Origin of the sequence: Paenibacillus sp. FSL K6-2859, assembly GCF_038008265.1 — a bacterium.
Taxonomy (GTDB): Bacteria; Bacillota; Bacilli; order Paenibacillales; family Paenibacillaceae; genus Paenibacillus_AQ; species Paenibacillus_AQ nitricinens.
This window is the reverse complement of the sequence record NZ_JBBOYU010000001.1, coordinates 911,793-930,314: the sequence shown is the minus strand read 5'-3', so window position 1 is coordinate 930,314 and position 18,522 is coordinate 911,793. Positions and strand designations below refer to the sequence as shown.

General features: G+C 42.3%; 14 protein-coding genes. 5 read left to right on the top strand and 9 right to left on the bottom strand.

Annotation, left to right across the window (positions count from 1 at the left end; genetic code table 11):
* Positions 1-98: 98 nt before the first annotated feature.
* Positions 99-4,400: an S-layer homology domain-containing protein gene (locus MHB64_RS04040; protein WP_341133782.1), complete on the bottom strand. Its 4,302-nt coding sequence runs from the start codon at positions 4,398-4,400 to the stop codon at positions 99-101.
* Between the two features lie 167 nt (positions 4,401-4,567).
* Between MHB64_RS04040 and MHB64_RS04035 the strand changes: the two genes are divergently transcribed.
* On the top strand, positions 4,568-4,693 hold the full coding sequence (locus tag MHB64_RS04035) for a DUF4023 domain-containing protein (RefSeq protein WP_052404154.1): 126 nt from the start codon (positions 4,568-4,570) through the stop codon (positions 4,691-4,693).
* 114 nt (positions 4,694-4,807) lie between these two features.
* On the opposite strand, the gene MHB64_RS04030 is transcribed toward MHB64_RS04035, so the two are convergent.
* On the bottom strand, positions 4,808-5,512 hold the full coding sequence (locus MHB64_RS04030; protein WP_094874617.1) for a hypothetical protein: 705 nt from the start codon (positions 5,510-5,512) through the stop codon (positions 4,808-4,810).
* A gap of 189 nt (positions 5,513-5,701) precedes the next feature.
* Positions 5,702-6,223 carry a GNAT family N-acetyltransferase gene (locus tag MHB64_RS04025; protein ID WP_094874618.1) on the bottom strand — a complete coding sequence of 174 codons (522 nt, stop codon included), beginning with the start codon at positions 6,221-6,223 and terminating at the stop codon, positions 5,702-5,704.
* A 164-nt stretch (positions 6,224-6,387) separates the two neighbouring features.
* On the opposite strand from MHB64_RS04025, the gene mbcS reads away from it, so the two are divergent.
* Positions 6,388-7,983, top strand: coding sequence for an acyl-CoA synthetase MbcS (mbcS, locus tag MHB64_RS04020; protein WP_094878792.1), 1,596 nt, complete (start codon positions 6,388-6,390; stop codon positions 7,981-7,983).
* Positions 7,984-8,063: 80 nt separating this feature from the next.
* On the opposite strand, the gene MHB64_RS04015 is transcribed toward mbcS, so the two are convergent.
* Positions 8,064-8,642, bottom strand: a complete 579-nt coding sequence (locus MHB64_RS04015) for a hypothetical protein (RefSeq protein ID WP_094874620.1) — start codon at positions 8,640-8,642, stop codon at positions 8,064-8,066.
* 11 nt (positions 8,643-8,653) lie between these two features.
* Complete coding sequence (locus MHB64_RS04010) at positions 8,654-9,094, bottom strand: HEAT repeat domain-containing protein (protein WP_042184977.1); 441 nt, start codon at positions 9,092-9,094, stop codon at positions 8,654-8,656.
* A 227-nt stretch (positions 9,095-9,321) separates the two neighbouring features.
* Between MHB64_RS04010 and MHB64_RS04005 the strand changes: the two genes are divergently transcribed.
* The 3 genes from MHB64_RS04005 to MHB64_RS03995 are packed head-to-tail and all read left to right on the top strand — an operon-like array spanning position 9,322 to position 12,355.
* Positions 9,322-9,810, top strand: coding sequence for a DUF4358 domain-containing protein (locus tag MHB64_RS04005; RefSeq protein WP_094874621.1), 489 nt, complete (start codon positions 9,322-9,324; stop codon positions 9,808-9,810).
* A 6-nt stretch (positions 9,811-9,816) separates the two neighbouring features.
* Positions 9,817-11,202: an MBOAT family O-acyltransferase gene (locus MHB64_RS04000; protein ID WP_341133781.1), complete on the top strand. Its 1,386-nt coding sequence runs from the start codon at positions 9,817-9,819 to the stop codon at positions 11,200-11,202.
* A 13-nt stretch (positions 11,203-11,215) separates the two neighbouring features.
* Positions 11,216-12,355 carry a DHHW family protein gene (locus MHB64_RS03995; protein ID WP_280789074.1) on the top strand — a complete coding sequence of 380 codons (1,140 nt, stop codon included), beginning with the start codon at positions 11,216-11,218 and terminating at the stop codon, positions 12,353-12,355.
* A 398-nt stretch (positions 12,356-12,753) separates the two neighbouring features.
* Here MHB64_RS03995 and MHB64_RS03990 read toward each other — a convergent pair whose 3' ends face one another.
* The 4 genes from MHB64_RS03990 to gshAB all read right to left on the bottom strand — a co-directional run bounded on the left by MHB64_RS03990 (position 12,754) and on the right by gshAB (position 18,522).
* Positions 12,754-14,154 carry a HAMP domain-containing sensor histidine kinase gene (locus MHB64_RS03990; protein ID WP_341133780.1) on the bottom strand — a complete coding sequence of 467 codons (1,401 nt, stop codon included), beginning with the start codon at positions 14,152-14,154 and terminating at the stop codon, positions 12,754-12,756.
* Complete coding sequence (locus MHB64_RS03985; RefSeq protein ID WP_094870040.1) at positions 14,138-14,785, bottom strand: response regulator transcription factor; 648 nt, start codon at positions 14,783-14,785, stop codon at positions 14,138-14,140. Before MHB64_RS03985 ends, MHB64_RS03990 begins: the two co-directional genes overlap by 17 nt.
* Positions 14,786-14,795: 10 nt before the next feature.
* On the bottom strand, positions 14,796-16,082 hold the full coding sequence (locus tag MHB64_RS03980; protein ID WP_445671597.1) for a glycoside hydrolase family 5 protein: 1,287 nt from the start codon (positions 16,080-16,082) through the stop codon (positions 14,796-14,798).
* 109 nt (positions 16,083-16,191) lie between these two features.
* On the bottom strand, positions 16,192-18,522 hold the full coding sequence (gshAB, locus tag MHB64_RS03975) for a bifunctional glutamate--cysteine ligase GshA/glutathione synthetase GshB (RefSeq protein WP_341133779.1): 2,331 nt from the start codon (positions 18,520-18,522) through the stop codon (positions 16,192-16,194).

Here is an 18,522-nt window from a genome sequence, read left to right as displayed (position 1 = left end):
TAAAAAGTTATTGAAACACAAAAGAGCCCCAGCCGATATGCTGAGACCCCTTTGTTCAATACTTACTGAGCTTAAGTTCTTTTCACCCTGTTAATAGATTATTTCTGCCCTTTTTCTAATAATGCAAGGATTATGGTAACAGCCTCTGCTCTTGTTGCCTTCTGGTTAGGTGCAAATTTATTCTGCCCTACACCATTCACAAGGCCTGATTTCGCTGCTGCTACAATATACGGCACAGCCCATGCTGGTACATCCTTAGCATCATTGAAGGTTAATGTCGCTTTCGGATCTACTGTAATACCAAGAGCACGAACAACCATAACTGCTAACTCTGTACGTGTTAGCTCCTGTGTAGGACGGAATGTCCCATCATCATAGCCACTGATAATTTGCAGAGATACAGCCTGTGCTACAAAAGACTTAGCCCATGCTGGAATCTTCGCAGCATCTTTAAAGCTTGATGTGTCACCACTGTCCGGCAATTGTAATGCACGTGCCAGCATTGTGATAAATTCAACCCGATTTACTTTCTGATTCGGACGGAAAGTATCATCCGGATACCCGCTAACGAAGCCAGCTGCTACTGCTTTCTCAATAACTGCTGCTGCCCAGTGATTGCTAGTATCCGTTAAAGTTGGCTTGTTAACTGGCGTTGCAGTTGGTGAAGGTGCCGTTGTCGGTGCTGGTGTAGCTGTTGGCGCTACTGTTGGTGTTGCTGTCGGTTTTGTTGTTGGTGTCGTTGTTGATGGCGCTGTTGATGGTGCTGTTGTTGGTGCTGTTGTCGGTGCTGTTGTTGGTGCTGTTGTTGGCGTTGGTGTCGGTGTAACTCCACCATTCTCATCGCCCTTAACAATACCGAACTCTTCAAGAACATATGGTTTAGCCTCATTAACATTCTGATCAATCTCATAAGATACAGCTGTCAGCTTCCCTGCATCTACAGTGATACCCACAAAGGTCTGAACTTGACCGCGCATTGGACGCGTAGCATCACTTGGGTCCGCTCCGTATTTAGCAGCTGTATTCTCATTGGCTACTTCAAAGAGATTATAATACGCATCTCCCAACTCAGGTTTCATGTTCTTGTAGTAAACCTTTGCTCCTGCTGTAGCTGGAATCAGATAGATCGTTCCATCTGGGTTTACTGTGTACTCCACAGTTTGACCATTAAAGCTTTCCTTGATCTTCACTGTGTCTGCTGCAGTTCCGTCAGCCTTGATTGGCTTCGTCCGTGCATAAATATGGTCGTGGCCTTGAAGAACCAAGTCAATGCCCAGTTCAGCCATCATTGGAGCGACCTTCGCTCTTTCTCCATTAGCACCCATAATATCTTTGTCAGTAGCGTGGTTAGAGGTTGTGTATGGTCCTTTATGCATAGCGACGATAATCCACTTCGCCCCAGCAGCCTTCGCTGCTTTTACATCGGCCTTCATCCAATCCAACTGTGCTTTGCTGAAGTTAGCATATTCATCCGAATTTTCATTCGTGTTCAAGACTACAAAGTGCGCATTGCTGTAATCATAGGAATAGTATGCTCCCGTTTCTGTTGGTGAGCCTGCGGCTTCCTTAATATTGTAGTGCTCATAGAAGGCATTCGCTTTATCCTCATGGTTTCCCGCAACTGGAACAATAGTCGTATTGAGCAAGGTTTCCTGTGAATGGCCAAGCAACCAATTCCATTGTGATTCATTGGTTCCAGTATCTACGATATCTCCGTTAATCGCCACAAACTCAGCATCCGGGAATGTCGTAAGTGCTTTTGCCATCGTTTCTCCAGAAAGAATAGCCTCATCTTCCGTCTTAGCTTGTGTGTCCGCCAGGTCGATGAAAGTAAATGCACCTGTCTTAGCAGCCGTTTCGAAAGTTCCCACTGCACTCCACAACCCTAGTGCTTTATCACCTACACGGAAGTAGTATTTCGTATCAGCCTTAAGGCCAGAAGCTTCAGCTTTATGAACTAATTCATCCTTTGAATTTCTGGAAACAGCAGAACGGCCTGTAAACTCAGCTGCTTTTATAAAGTCTGGAGTAACACCCGTGTTCTCTACTACCTGCAGGTCGCTTCCTGCAGATTTCAACGCTGTGTACCATGTGAATCCTTTTGCACTCACTGGGTCGCCGTTAAAGGTAACGGTAACTTTTTTGATAGAATCGGTAGAAGCAATTTTAGCTTCTGAATTGGTTCTGTCACTTACAGCTTTGATAACAAATTGATAGGTTTGGTTCGGATTAGTATTTTCTACAGTGTAACTATAAGAAGTTTGACCTTCCGTATTAGGAACACTGACCGTCCAGTTTGCAGATACCAGATCATTTTGTTCATAAATGCGATATCCTGACACTGGTGCGCCAGATGCAGGCGCATCCCAAGTTAACGTGATTTTACCGCCATCTGCTACAGTAGCTTTTGCATTTTGCACAGGTTTAACAGCTACGTCAGATTTATGAATGCTGTATTTATCATACAAGTCGGTAGTTCCACCAGTTGTCGTGGTGTAGGCTTCGTATGAAAATTCATTATTCGTTACAGTCATTCCTGTGAACATTTCCTTACCAGGCTGCTCGTATTTAGCGGCAAAAGGAAACGGACCTGCGCCAACATTATATTTTTTATTACCCGCTGCATTTGTAATCAGGTATAACGTACCCTTAGGATCAGTTACCACTCCGTTTTTATCCGGCTTAATATCCGTCAACGGCTGATTGTTGTACATTTGATAGCTTCTAGTATAGGTGTGGTCATGTCCTCCGATAACCATGTCAATACCAAGCTCATCAAATACCTTTGTCAAATTAGCTCTGTAATAGAGTACATCTGTATCATTTGTGTGACTGGCAACAGAATAAGGCGATTTATGCAAGAGCACAACTTTCCACTTCTGATCGCTTTTCGCAGCTTCACTGCGCAGCCACTCTACTTGTTTATTGTAAATTTCGTTATTCTCAAGATTCGAACTAGCACCATAGTATTCTGTATTAATAACCATAAAGTGTGCTGAACCGTAGTCAAAAGAATATACAGAGCCGTCTGGTTTTGCGCCCGTATTCGAGACATTAGGTAAATTAAAATGAGTTGTGTAATTGCTATAACTCTTACTTTCATGATTACCTACCAGTGGAACCAATGGAATATTTGCTAGAATATCCTTTGGTTTATTGAAGAACCATCCCCATTGCTCCTCAATATCACCGTTGTCTACCAAATCACCGGAATTCAGAATGAATTCACTTGTCGGGAATTTAACCAATCCCTCTTGAAGGGTATGATTCCAAATATCAAAATCACCTTCAGTTGTTCCTTGAGAGTCCGTTGTATATAAGAACTTAAATGCCTGATTACTGGAGCTTTCTGTTGTAAACGTTCCGATGTCACTCCAATTGTCAGCTTGTCCATCCCCAGCACGGTAAGCATACTCCGTTCCCGGCTGCAAATGATCAGCAATGACCTTATGGCTAGTCAGTACAACTGGTTTTTTAGCTGACTTATCCGCTTTTGTCATATACACGCTTGTTGTAACCGATGTTCCTTCGTAAGTTTGAGCACCTACCGGGAACTGACCGTCCACTAATTTAGAAGCTTCTACTACTTCAAGTTTGGTACCCGTCACACTCTCAGGTGCATACCAGTTGAACCCCATACTAGTCTGAGGGTTTCCGTTAAAAGTCAGTGCGATGGACTCAGGCTTACCAACACCAGGTTCTACAGGTTCTACTACCGGATAAGCAATCAGGTTCATATCCCAATAGAGGTCAGAGCTACCATCACTCGACTGATGCACCTCAGCTGAAAGCTCATTACTTCCGTCCTTCAAGTTAGCCTTTACTACTTCGGTAAGGTCTACCTTAGTATATTCGTTTGGATCACTTAAGTTAGTTGAACTTTTTGTTTGAAAATTAATTTCGCCCGCTGGCATAGCCTCACGGTAGATTTCTTTACCGTTCAAATATAGTACTGCTCCGTCATCAAATGCGAAATTACCCAAGATTTTATCGGATTTCGCAATCTCTTCCTTATTCACCGTTACGTTTGTACGGAAGTAAGAAGTACGATATTTCAAACTCTTATTAGAACCGTAGCTTATATTTGTGTTCAGAGCACCAAATTGCTTGCTGCTGACTCCGGTTCCATTATCTTTATACCCAAGCGGTGCTTGGCCAGACGCCCATGTTGAATCGTCGTACACGGACCGCCATACCGTTCCTTGATCTGTTCCGTGATCTAGATACTTCCACGTAGAATTCCCTGCCAATAATGTAACAGGCTCTAGCGATTGTAATTGCAGTAGTCCAGCATCCCCATTGCTGTCTTCAGCATAAGCTGGTATTCCTGTGAATGTAATTCCCAGTACCATAACGAAAGCTAAGGTCATGGATACAGCTTGTTTAAATAACCTGTTCATAATCAGTCTCCCTTACTGTTCTATGAAATGCTTGCATCCATTTATAGTAACTATTAAATATTTTCGCAATGTCTTTATAAACATAGAAGTTTGTAAAGTACATCGTGTATGTATTCCTGCAAAAGTGGTTACAGTAACGGCAAGGTTGCCATTCAAGGAGGATAAACATGGACGATACTCATGCTTTTGTAGAAAAAGTACATGACACCCAAAAGAAAGCTGAAAAGAATAAAGAAAACCATGGTAAAAGTACACCAAGTCAAAAGCTGCCAAATAAACAGCACAGTAAGTAAAAGCGTTTAAATCATTGACTCCCAAACACGACAAAAAAAAGCAGCAAGCCACTCCAACTACGGGAGACTTGCTGCTTTACTTTTTAAGGCACAAAGATAGGTGCTAATGAGGGCTTATTTCGTCCATTTCACTACATTCACTGCTACTTTTTCTAATTGCGTCTTACTCAGTGTTTTATTCGGGGAACTAATCGTAACAAAACGATCATCCAGTTTATAGGTCAAGAACAACGAATCACTGGAGGGGCTATACCACTTGGCTTCTGTACCATTGGAAAGCTTTACGGTATCGCCTTTGTAATCATAGGAGTAGTCACGTGGAGAAACGTTCACCCTCATATGGTTGAACAATAAGTACACTCCATCTTCAGAGCTAGCTGCTTTTTGAAAAGCGTCACCACTCACCATTTGTGCTGGTGCATAAACCGTTTTAAACCCATCGAAATTTGCAAAAGCTTTAGAAATTTGTTCTTTTTGAGCGTTGCTGTACTGTACTGGTGTTAATGTATCTTTATCCGGCACCACAGTTCCAGTACCCAGAATAACCTGATTATTCACCGCATCAAAGGTCACAGGCACCTTCATCACATCAGCAATCGCACGTACAGGAAGATAGGTTGTATCGTTATAAGTAATTGGCGCTAATGAGTTTCCTTTATTATCTACTGGTGTATAAGCTGTGCCATTCACCTTAAATCCAATGCTGTGATTGAGGTATGCCGTAATTTTCTGAAGTTTAGTGCCCGCGTACACACCAGCTGATCCTGTGACTGCCATCCCAAATACCATCGTTGCTATAAGTAATTTTTTATTTTTCATAAGTAAATCCTCCTTAGAAGTTCAATCTTTGTTCTTACTTTAGCTCAAACGAAATAAGATTATGTCTCTAAGTTGTTTCTAACTTGTACCCATTTTGTAAAGAAAAAAATCATGAAATCAATCATTTATATAAAATAAAAACAGCAACCCACTTATCCTAAAAAGGATCGTATGGATTGCTGTTAGAGATTAGCCTTGATACGGTGTTGTAACCTTATACACTTCTGTATATAAAATTTCTCGATAAAGATCGAATTCTTCCTCATCGACAGGGTTAGGGTAAGTCATGATTTGAAGCGGTAAGTCAGCATTTCCCACACGCAGAGGGGGCTGCACATACGCATAAGGATTTAAGTGGAAACCCAGTCGCTCATAAAAGCCAATTCTCCGTTGCTCCATTTCACCCAGTGGCGGTTCAACTTCAAGAAGCACAGGCTTGCCTGACTGACGGATATACTCCTCCATCAGCTTTTTACCAACGCCTCCACCTCTAATACTTGGGTCCACTGCGATATGTTCTACAAATCGAAATCCTGGAAACTCCCAGCAAGCTATAAAAGCAATGATTTTCCCCTCAGCATTCACTTCGGTAATCAATCGGTAATGTGAAACATCCAATAACTCCTGTTGTCCCTCATAGGTTCTGATCTCGGAGGTAGGAAAAGAGGCTTCCATAATAGCGAATATTTCATCAAAAGTTGTGTGATTCATAACATAGTTCTCACTTTCTGGATTTATATTTACACAAGTTATCTTAACCTTCTAAACCCTATGATATCAAATTTAAGCATCAAGGTACTAGTACCTGGTACTAGGATAACGTGCTATACTAAGCATAACCGTTATACACATCTTGTTTTATATAGGAGAGGTTCATATTGGATAATCAGCAGTGGATCGCACCTGAGTACTACAATCTCACTTCGGAAATGGAACGCCATACTCCGGAAAAGATTGCGCTTAAGTGGTTGAATGAACAAGGAGACTACGAGGAGATCACTTACGGAGATCTTCGCAAGCAAGCTAACCAGCTTGCCGGAGGGCTCGCAGCACTCGGCCTTCAGCAAGGGGATCGTGTTCTTGTAATGGTTCCCCGTCGAATCATCGCTTATGTCATCTATTTAGCATGTCTGAAGCTAGGACTTGCCATTATCCCTTCATCAGAAATGCTTCGCGCAAAGGATTTATCCTATCGTCTGCGGCATTCCGAAGCCAGAGCTGTTATTGCCTGGTCCGAAGTCACTGATGAAGTTAATAAAATCTCGGACGATCTGCCTGCTCTGGATTACCGTCTTTCCGTATCCGGCGACCCTGAAGAGCTCGGTCATGGATGGCTAGATCTGGAAGGTCTAATGATTGATCAGTCCGATAAATTCACAGCAGTCGAAAGCCACCGGGACGATATGGCGATCTTGGCCTATACCTCTGGAACCACTGGCAACCCTAAAGCAGTCGTTCACAGTCATGGCTGGGGTTATGCTCACTTACGTATCACATCGCCTCAATGGCTCGATATCAAAGAAACTGACACCGTTTGGGCAACAGCAGCACCGGGCTGGCAGAAGTGGATCTGGAGCCCCTTCCTAACCGTCCTTGGCAACGGGGCGACCGGTTTTGTATATAGCGGATCTTTTCATCCCAAAAAATATTTGCAGCTGCTACAAGATCATAACATCGAGGTATTATGCTGTACGCCAACCGAATATCGCTTGATGGCCAAATTAGAAAATCTCAATCAGTATGACTTGTCCCGCCTTCGCTGCGCGGTTTCCGCTGGAGAGCCTTTGAATCAAGAGGTCATCAACACCTTCCAGCGTGAATTCAATATCACGATTCGTGATGGTTACGGTCAAACAGAAAGTACGCTTATAATCGGTACTCTCAAAGATACTCCAATTCGAATAGGTTCTATGGGTAAATCTATTGCTCCGGGTCTAGTTGAAGTGGTAGATGAGGACGGCATTCCGTTACCTGCTGGAGTTGTTGGAGACATCGCAGTGCACTTAAGCATGCCAGCGTTGTTCCATACCTATTACAAAGACCCCGGCAGAAAAGAAAGCTCTACTCACGGCGAGTTCTTCATAACTGGAGACCGGGCACGGAAAGATGAAGAGGGTTATTTCTGGTTCGAGGGCCGTGGAGATGACATTATCATTAGCTCGGGTTACACCATAGGTCCTTTCGAAGTAGAAGAAGCCCTTATGAAACATGCTTCGGTTAAGGAATGCGCAGTCGTTGCAAGTCCGGATGAAATCCGCGGACATATCGTTAAAGCTTTTATTGTACTAAAAGATGAGACCGCCGCTTCTCCAGAGCTTGTGAAGGAGCTGCAATCCCATGTTAAAGAGTGGACCGCACCTTATAAATATCCACGCAAAATCGAGTTCATTCCAGATCTTCCGAAGACGACCTCCGGAAAAATACGGAGAGTAGAGCTTCGTGAGCAGGAGAAACGTGCCGCGCAGGAGTAACATAACAGTAGATATTGAATAAACAAAGAGCAGCTGGTCCGTAATAGGACTGCTGCTCTTCTTTATAGGGTACCAGCTTGTTACTCGGACCAATATTTCGCATCCGGGTTTAGAGCTGCACCTACTTCGCCCTCTTTTACTAAATCGCAATCGAGGTATCCCTCTTCATCCAGGAAATAAACCTCCTGCTTGTAGAACTCACATAAAGTCTCCAGGAACTTTTCAGGTGATTCATACATCACAATGAGATCCCCAAAATCATGCAGCAGGTCACATACGCGTTCCACACCATCTGCAGATTTATAGTAACAAATGAAGTCGCTGCCGTAGTTCGTTAAGATCGGCAAGATAACTCCATCCACTTGATGACCTTTTTCCTCCAATATTCCAGCTAAAATCTTCATCTCTGCTTCATATTCATTAATATGAATTAGACGATACCCTGGAATAAATTCGATTAGACTTGGTTCTTCTTCCTCACTGCTTGTGCCTGAAACCGTGTTATAAATGGCCTTCAGCAGTGCAGGGGTTTCCGGGAAAACCGACGTAATCTTCGCTTCGTTATCACCTTGGCCTAAGCTTGCAATATAGTCGGGACGTAATTCAGCAGAAAGCTTAAGGTATTCTTGAAATTGTTCAATTAATTTGTTAATTTGCATGTTGTCATCCTTTACTTGTTCGAGGAATTCCACATCTTCATCAGCCAAGCGTCAAAGTCAGCGCCCTTTTCGCCTTCGTAAATATCGTACACGTCGATTCTCATCTTTTTCAGCTTCTCTTTGAAATCTTCGTACGAATGATCTCTTGGCAAGCTCTTCTTGATTCTCAGGAGTATTTTGGATACGCCTTTTACTAGCTCCGGTTTATTCTTGGACGGTGCTTTAACATCTTCGCCGAATGCCTTCAGTTTAAGGTAAGCTGCTTCTTGAACTGTATATACAGGATCGCTCTCCATTAAACGCGTCAGGATATCGATAATTTGTTTGTGGTTAGTCTGTCCCAGTTCTTCAACAGCTTCTAGACGGGCTCTCCAATCCGCAGAGCGGTTGGCAGCTTTCTTTAATTCCTCGTAATTCTCCGGTAGTCCATTATTGTTCAGTTCTTCGATCATTCCGTTCAATCCCCTTCTATTCAAAACTATCTATCTAACATTAACAGTATAACCAACCATTGCGCAAGCTAAGAGAGGAAGATCTTTGCATGACCTTTTTCTTCGAACATATTTCCACTAAATTGGGGTAAAGTATTCGAAAGATAGTGTCCCGCAACATTCTATAGGCTCTTTACGTTAGTTAACTAGAGAAATATAGATCAAACACACCAAGGAGAGTGACCTAATTGAAAAAACATACCTTCATTCTAGCGTTAACTATTGTATTAAGTGTAGTGCTTAGCGCCTGTTCCAGTGGTAACAATGAAGCCGTTGTCGAAACCAATCTGACGCCGAAAGAAATGATCGACGAGATGCTCGCAAAAGTGGAACAGCCTTCATTAATGGAAGTTGAAGAAGATATGGTGGCTCAGCTGTACCATCTAGCTCCATCATTACTTGAAGATTATAGCATTAGAATGCCAATGATGAATGTGAAAAGTAACGAAATTGCCATTTTAAAAGTTAAAGATGCAAAAGATATCTCTACGGTCGAAACCGCCGTCAAAGAGCGTGCGACCGATATTCAAAAGCAATTCGAACAATACCTTCCGGATCAGTATGAGAACGCCCAAAATTATAAGCTGGTCACAAAAGGAAATTACATCTTATTCGTGATTTCGGAGAGTGCTGATCAGCTGGTGACTGAATTTGATACCTTGTTTACTAAAAAATAACTAGCGATGGTATTCAGCAGCCTACTCTTTCTATTCCTGTTTCTGCCGGCTGTCCTTGCACTCTACTATGTTTCGCCTTGGCGAATCAAAAACCTCATATTGTTCTTAAGCAGTCTGGTGTTTTATGCTTGGGGCGAACCGGTCTACATTGTAATTATGTTGCTGTCCACCATTACGGATTACGGCTTTGGTCTACTTCTTAGTAGACCAAAGCTGACTATGGTACAGCGCAAGTGGATTGTGGTTAGCTCTATGGTTATTAACCTGGGCTTATTGTCGTATTTCAAATATGCAGATTTTCTCATCCAAAATGTAAACGAACTCCTCGGTACTCATCTCCCATTAACTGATTTACCACTACCTATTGGGATTTCGTTCTATACTTTTCAATCCATGTCCTACATCATTGACGTTTACAGAGGAACTGCTAAAGCACAGCGGAATTGGATTGATTTCGGTACGTTTGTAGCCTTGTTCCCACAATTAGTAGCCGGGCCTATCGTTCAATACAACACCATTGCAGAACAATTACGAGCGCGTTCGGTGGATATCTCCATGTTCGCAGCGGGTGTGCGAAGATTCATTATCGGACTAGCCAAAAAAGTGCTGCTTGCCAATAACATCGGTTTGCTTTGGCACACCGTTTCCAGCTCCAATCTAGATTCCATGCCTGCTTTAACCGCTTGGATTGGCATTATTGCATTTGCTTTTCAGATCTATTTTGATTTCAGTGGATATTCGGATATGGCGATTGGCCTCGGACTTATGTTCGGCTTCCGCTTTAACGAGAACTTCAACAAACCTTATATTTCACAGAGCATTACCGACTTCTGGCGGAGATGGCATATTTCCCTTAGCAGTTGGTTTCGTGACTACGTATATATCCCGCTTGGAGGCAACCGCCGGGGTTTAGGCATTCAGGTGCGCAATATCCTCATTGTCTGGCTGTTGACGGGAATCTGGCACGGAGCAAGCTGGAATTTCCTACTCTGGGGATTATACTTTGGGATTATTCTTATCTTCGAAAAATGGTGGGGTTTAAAGCTACTGAGCCGCCTACCGCGCTGGGTTAGGCATCTCTATGCCATTGTGCTTATTCTCATCGGATGGGTCTTGTTCGCCTTTGAAGAACTTCCATTGGTGCTTAGTTACTTGCAAGCGATGCTTGGCTTTAACGGTCAGCCATTGTGGAATACCACTACTTTATACTTTACATACACAAACGCGATTCTACTTGTGCTACTAACTTTAGCATCCGTACCTTTGAAACTCTCCAAGCGTATGGATGATAAATCGATTCCTTCTCTAGTTTGGTATGGCGTGCTGTTCTTCCTATCTGTCGCTTATTTAGTGGATGCTACCTTTAACCCATTCTTATATTTCCGATTCTAGGGGGTGATTGTTTATGAAGCAGAGGACGGATCGAATACTAGTGGCAGGATTCGTCGCGACGCTGTTTCTGGTGGGTATAACCTTTTTCTTATTGCCAGTTCAACGTTTCTCTGAGCTAGAAAACCGATATTTGCAAAGCGCTCCCCAACTGACATGGGACAATTTATTATCCCACACCTACGCGGAAGAGGCGGAAAGCTTCGTAACCGATCACTTCCCTTTTCGAGCCAAATGGGTATGGGTGAAATCGGCAGTGGAGCAAATGAGGTTGCAGCAAGAGAATAACGGAATTTATAAGGGGAAAGATGGCTACTTATTCGAAAAATTCGAGGCACCTGATCACAATAAGGTTCAGCAATATGCAGCGGCTGTGAGACGTTTTGCCGATAAAAATGCAGCAGCCAAAATGACCTTTCTGCTTGCGCCGACATCGGTAGGCTTGTACAACGAACGTCTGCCCTGGCTAGCACCCGTATATTCGCAAGCCGAGGTGAATCAAACGATTGCTAAGGATGTAGGGGATAGTTTAACTTTTATTAATGGATTTGATGTTCTTGCTCCACATGCCGCAGAGCCCATTTATTATCGGACCGATCATCACTGGACAACCTACGGTGCTTATTTGGCTTACGTAGCTTATGCTAAAAGTATGGGATGGCAACCTCTGTCCCAGAGCGAATTCGAGATTGAGACGGTAAGCGATTCGTTCCTTGGAAGCTACCATACGCGGAGTCAATTTAACGGAGTGGCGCCAGATTCCATTCAAATGTATAAGCCTGTTCATGATGTATCCACCAAGATGCACATTGTGGATACTAATGAGACTTTATCAAGTATGTACGATCCAAGCTATCTGGCGAAAAAAGATAAGTATTCTTATTTCCTTGGCGGCGTTCATGCTCTCATGAAAATCACAAGCCAGCTTGATCCTAAAGTGGTCAAACAGGAGAAGCTGCTTGTCATCAAAGACTCTTATGCACATAGTGTGATCCCTTTCCTGACTCAGCATGTACCGGAAATCCACGTGATCGACATTCGTTATTATAACGGAAGTATCAGTGAGTATATGGCTCAGAATGAGATCAAGGATGTATTGATGCTTTTTAATACAGCTACTTTTGTTGATAATGCTTCAATCTTGAAGCTGAATTGATGGTAGGGTGATGAATATGGTGATGGGGCGTAACTGCGGGAATGTTTGGACTTTCGGTCGCTGTTGTCTCCAGATGTTTTTGATTTTACCGCTATCAGCGGATAACATCCGGAGACAGCATATGCTTCCGATGCGAGCTTTCCTTCGGAAAGCTTTCAGGCGAACGCTCCGCTCATACAGTTCCAAAATTCCCTCCGTTACTTTTCACCATATTTATTGGGGGAAGTCTAAAAACATTCACGATTATATGTAGAATCATGTCTCTGCCTAAGAACTGTAAATCAATTCCACTAGCGTTGCATTAAGCTTCACATCATACGAACAAAGGGAGGTTTTCCCTAATCTAATCATTTAATCGAGGTATATATTATGTTCATACGAAGATACCAAAGTACTCATCATTCTGTAATCTTAACATCAAACCAAACACTAAACCTAATATACGAGTCCTCTAATGTGGCTTCGTATTTCAGATCATTTTTAGCTAGAATCTCCGCGACGATAGACAGGCCAAGTCCAGTACCGGAGATTTCTTTATTCCGAGACTCCTCGATCACATAGAACGGGTCCCAGATATACGCTAGATGCTTCTCTTTTAGGCGCGTGGTTTTATTTGTAATGGTGAATTTCAGGGTATCGTGGCTATCATTCGCTAGCGATATTCCAAAAACATTCTCTTCCCCATATTTAATGGCATTACTAATTAAGTTGTTGAATATAATTTCTATTTGGCTGATATCCTCTTCAACGATGGATCGATTAACCGCATGGAAGTCGCTCTGTAAAATCAGATTTTTATTTTTGAGCGTAATATTATATTGTGAGATCACTTTGAGCAGAAGCTCTTTAAGATCGAATCTTTCTTTATGGACTTCGGTCTTTTGGATTTTGGACAGTTTAATTAAATAATCCACCATATCCGATGTATATTTCACCTGCTCCAAAATGATATCCGCATACGTACCATCATCCAAATCGTCCTGAATGCCAATGGTATACGCTTGGATTAAGGATAACGGTGTCTTCACTTCATGTGAAATGCTTGAGATCAGTGTGTTTAAGCTTTGATTTTTCTGCTCCAGCTCTGCATGGGCACTTTTCAGGCGCTGGCTCATCTGGTTAATGCTTTTGGATAATTCTTCGATTTCATCCCCCGTTTTAATCGTCACCTGTTTAAATTCAAGATTGGAGATATCCTTCGCGACATCCTGTAGCTTCTCTAATGGGGTAATAATCTTTTTTGAAAAAAATGCCACTAACAGCAAGCTGATAATAATCCCCAAAAGAATGGAATAGAAGCTGAATTGATTTACGATATTTAAAGCATCGGTATTGTGCACAACCACAGTGCCGATGAGAATCAAACTGCCATCCTGCTCGTATATTTTCGTTAACAGGCTGGATTTCAATTTCCCCTGATTAAATAAAAGATTCACCGTATTTCCTTCGTTTACCTTTTGCAAAACTTTTTCTGTAATCCAAAACTTATTGAGTGCCACCTTATCTTTAAACAACGCAAATTGAATGTTCTCGTTAATTGCTGTCACGCTTCCTCTGTTCTCAACCCTCACAATCGTTACATTGTTATTGTTCTCGATCGCTGTTTCTTTCTCCATGAGCTGATCCAGACTGAGATCCTTTACTTCTTCATAAATAGCGTTAATCTTGGTTTTCATTTTATAAAGATAATAATCGGACGAGAAAAAATTGTGCAATAAATAAGATGTTCCAAACACAATCAGCAGAATGATACTTACCATAATCAATAACTTGGTGCTTATTTTATTGATTTTTATCATGGAAGCTGTACCCCATTCCCCTGTGTGTGATTACGTGGTCAGCCCCAATCTTATCGCGCAATCTCTTAATATGTGTATCCACGGTTCTTTCTTCGCCAAGGTAGTCCATCCCCCAAACGGAAGATATCAAAGCATCTCTAGACAAAATCCGGCCTTTATTCTCATAGAGGAAGGTTAGCAATTCAAATTCTTTTTTATATAGGGACAGCTCCTCCCCCTGCTTGTACACTTTCTTCCGCTCAAAATCAATTTCTAAATCCCGTATAGCAGCCACTTTTTCGGTACCCAGCATTTTTTTGATTCTCAGCATTAAAATCCGTGGGTCGAATGGTTTTCTTATATATTCATCTGCACCGATATCTAAAGCGCTAAATTCATCGTCATGGGAAGATCGGGCGGTCAGCATCACCACTTTAGCTAAACTAACCTGCTTGATTTCATTACACACCTCAATCCCGCTTCGCTTCGGCATCATCCAATCCAATACCACAAGATCGATCTTATTCGAAAAAAAGAGCTCTAGCGCCTCCTCCCCATCTGCAGCTACCCAAACGTTATAGCCCTCTTTTTCAAAATAAGTCTTCAAGATATGGGTCATATGTTTCTCATCATCGGCAATTAGAATGTTCAATTAGCATCATTTACTCCTTTCCTTCAAGTCCTTTCTTCAATACTTCCCAAATCGGGTTATGATCTACTGCTGTTCGAGGGGGCTGTTCGCCTTTCTCTATCGCTTGCCAATATTCCCAAGTTGGGGGCTGATTGCCCAGTTCATAATCCATTCCGTCCCATGTATCCTCTCGGAAGGCATAAAACGCCCAGTGCCAGCCAAAGTCATCAAAAATCGAGATTAAATCAGCCATGTATTGATCTGCACCTTTTACTAACCGATTCGTTCCAAACTCTTCGGCAACAATCCGATTTGCGGGAATATTATGTTCCTTTGCCCACTGCGCAACAGGTTCCAGAAATTCCTTTAAGGTCTCTTTATTAAATGCTTTTTCCGTTTTATTGTCTCCGACTTTTATCGTTCCAGGATATTCATAGGTTAACCCTTTTTTCTTATTCTGACTGGTTAGCTCGTAAGGCTCGTACATATGAAAAGCATACAACACATTCTCGTCTTCGATAGGTTTCAAATATTTAAAGGCCCACGGTGTAGCATACAGACCAGAATTGACGATAATAGGTGTCTTGGTATCCACAGTACGAATAGCGGTCACAATTGTCTCATATAAAAGATTTAAATCCGCAGGCGTATTCTCGACTGAGCTATACCATTCGTTGTAATCCTGAGTCCAGAAGTCATGAAATCCAGTCGCCGTCTCCGGATGTGGCTCATTAATCAAGTTATAACCGATTACCGCAGGATGATCCTTCAATCGACTTGCCAGATCCCTCCAAAACACTGCCGCTTGTTCATGATAACTGAAATCCTTCCATATCCGATCATCATTCTCATAATTGTTGAACTGCCTCCAGCGATCTCCGGGGAGACTTAAGACGGTCAGCACCACTTTGGAGCCCCGAGCCTCCGCTGCATCTAAGTCCGCTTTTAACTCGGCAAAATCCGCCTCAACCATCCCTTCATACTTATCTGCATTCCCTATTAGAAAATCTTTATCCGGGTTCGCATCCAGTTTGTCATTGAAAAGGAAGTCCCTGCCTTTTGCCCATTTATCTGGTGCAAGTCGAATGAATTCAATGTTTTGCTCTTTGGCAGCATCATAGTTTTCCGGTAAAGATTTTGAATTCATGAAATTGGCTCCTTTTCTCTGGTCCTCCCAGAAGGCCATCTTCTCATTCCTTTCGGTCTTCTCTTCCTTCTTCTCTTCTATCTTCAGTTCTTGATTAGCTTGCGGTGTTACAGAACTACATCCTACAACCAACAATAAGATCAACACGATAAAACCTTTAGCTTTCTTCATTCTCTCACCTCATAACCTATCGTAGTCAATCTCTGTTACAAGAGTGTCACAAGGGGTGGAAATCGTTTAAAAGCAAAAGCTCAACCAATAGTACTGGCTGAGCTTCTGTTCATTCGCCAAACAATAAATCCAATATCCGCTCATCTGCCTTTCGGTTCTTCCCTTTATAAGGATAACAGTGAATATGAATTGCTGGATTGAAATTGATCTCAATAATGCTGTAATTGGTATCGGTCGCTTCTTCCTGCATATCATCGATCATCATATCCACTCCACAAATCGTGGCCCCCGCAGCTTTAGCTGATTGAATGGCTAGTTCTTTATAGCTGTGTGGAATCTCATCTGTAAAGTCTAGGCTATCTCCACCAGTACTAATATTCGAATTCTCCCGTAAAAAAATGGTCTCATTCAATGAAGGAACATCGCTCCAAGCCAGCGCGTGATTCTTCAAGAACATCGCCTCTGCTTCGCCGATCTGAATTTTCTCAAGCGGAGTTTTGTAGCCGCGACCTCTTAGCGGATCCTTATTCTTTTCGTGGACCAGCTCTTCAATCGTATGTACATCATCACCGACCACATTCGCCGGAACCCGGTGCAATACTCCGACTACTTCATCACCCATGACTAGAAAACGATATTCTTTCCCCGTCATAAATTCCTCAAGCAGTACTGTCCGATCATGCTCGAAGGCGATAGTGAAGGCTTTTTGATAGTCTTCTTTGGAGAACTCATCTGTAAAAATAGTAATGCCGATTCCAAAATTCGTTGATTTGGGTTTGATCACAATTGGCTTATTACGATAAGTGTCATAGGCATTCATTGCCGCTTTCAAATCTCCAAAAGCCTCACCTGAGGGAACACGAATGCCTTGCTGTTTGAGAACTTCCTTCGTAACAATTTTATTCTCCATAATTAGTACCGTGCTGTAAGAATCCAGGGATGTCTTCGTAGCCTGCTTAACGTATTCTTTATGATCGCCTTTCGTAAGTACAACGAAGTTCTCTTCCCGATCGAGCAATCGAAACTTAATCCCACGTTTAACCGCCGCCTTCAGTAGAAGCTGTGTAGATAGCTCCAAATCCTCATATCCTACAAAGCGGTACCCATTCGTAAGACTTTCCTTAGCATATTGTTTGGCTTGATTCAGATGATATTTAATAAAAGAGGATTGTTGAACTTCCGACTTCACAATCCCTGCAAAGCTCTGATCTGGATTTAGAATCTTATCCTTAGCTCCGTTCAGAACGTTCGAGAACTGTTTATCCTCCGGGTTCAATTGCTCAATCATATCCTGCATCTCTTGCATACAAATTAAAGCCTTCTGCTCCATTGCCTCGCAAGAATCTCCGTTATCATGCAAACAGCCTTGAATCCCCTCCATGATCAATTGATCATGATTAAGATTCGCCAGCTTCTGATCCTCTACGCCGAACGGTTCGTCCTCTTTCAGTAGCATATACACGATAAACAGATGTATAAAAATCATCGTTTCTTTGCTAATCCCTATTTTGTAGAGGGGATTCAGATCAATAAAACGAAGCTCCAAATAGGCAACACCATCTTGCAGCAGCTCCTCTAATGGATGTTTACCTCTTGCCGTCTTCACTCTAACCGGGCTATAGAACTCTTTTACACTTAATAATTCTTCTGACTCGATCAACGCTTGTAAATCATGTACGTAGTCCGTAAGGGAATCAAAAGAAACATAGAGAGGTTTTTCATTCCTATACCCGCATTCGCTATTTCGCAGTGAATTCATATTCAGATAATAGAAGCTTTTGTCATCATCTGATTCACCACGTGCCACACATTGCTCCATATACGTCTTATCAAAAACAGGACTAGCGCCTGTTAAATAGAGTAGAAGCCAGCGGTATCGCAATAGGTTGCGGGCTATTTTTAAATAGGTAGCATCTTTGAAATCTTTATAGCTCTCTTGTGAATCTACGATATCATGAAGCTTTTTTAGAAATTGTTCATCAAAAGAGAAATTATAATGAATCCCGCTCAGCAATTGTCTTTTGCGGCCATACTTATCGGCTAACTGATGTCTATACTCGTCCTCTACCGGATTACCCATTCTGGCAATGGGAATGTCCTTATCCTTCGGTAGCATGGGAGGATTACTACTCGGCCACAGATACTCTTCATTAAGCTCTAGCGACACAATATCCTGTAGCGCCTCCAGAAAGTTATAAGTCTCTTCAATAGAATCAAAAGAGGGTGTCACCATTTCAACCTGACTCTCTGAAAAATCCGTTTGAATATAGGGGTTCTCCAGCTTATTGCCAAAGGCTTTTGGATGTGGAGTTAGCGCAAGGTTTCCTTCTGGATCCACTCTGACGTTTTCTTTTTCTAGTCCAAATTCGCCATGAAAAATCTCCTTATTTAATTGGTTATCTCTTAGAAGCTGTATGAGTTTACGATTTAATAAAGCCAT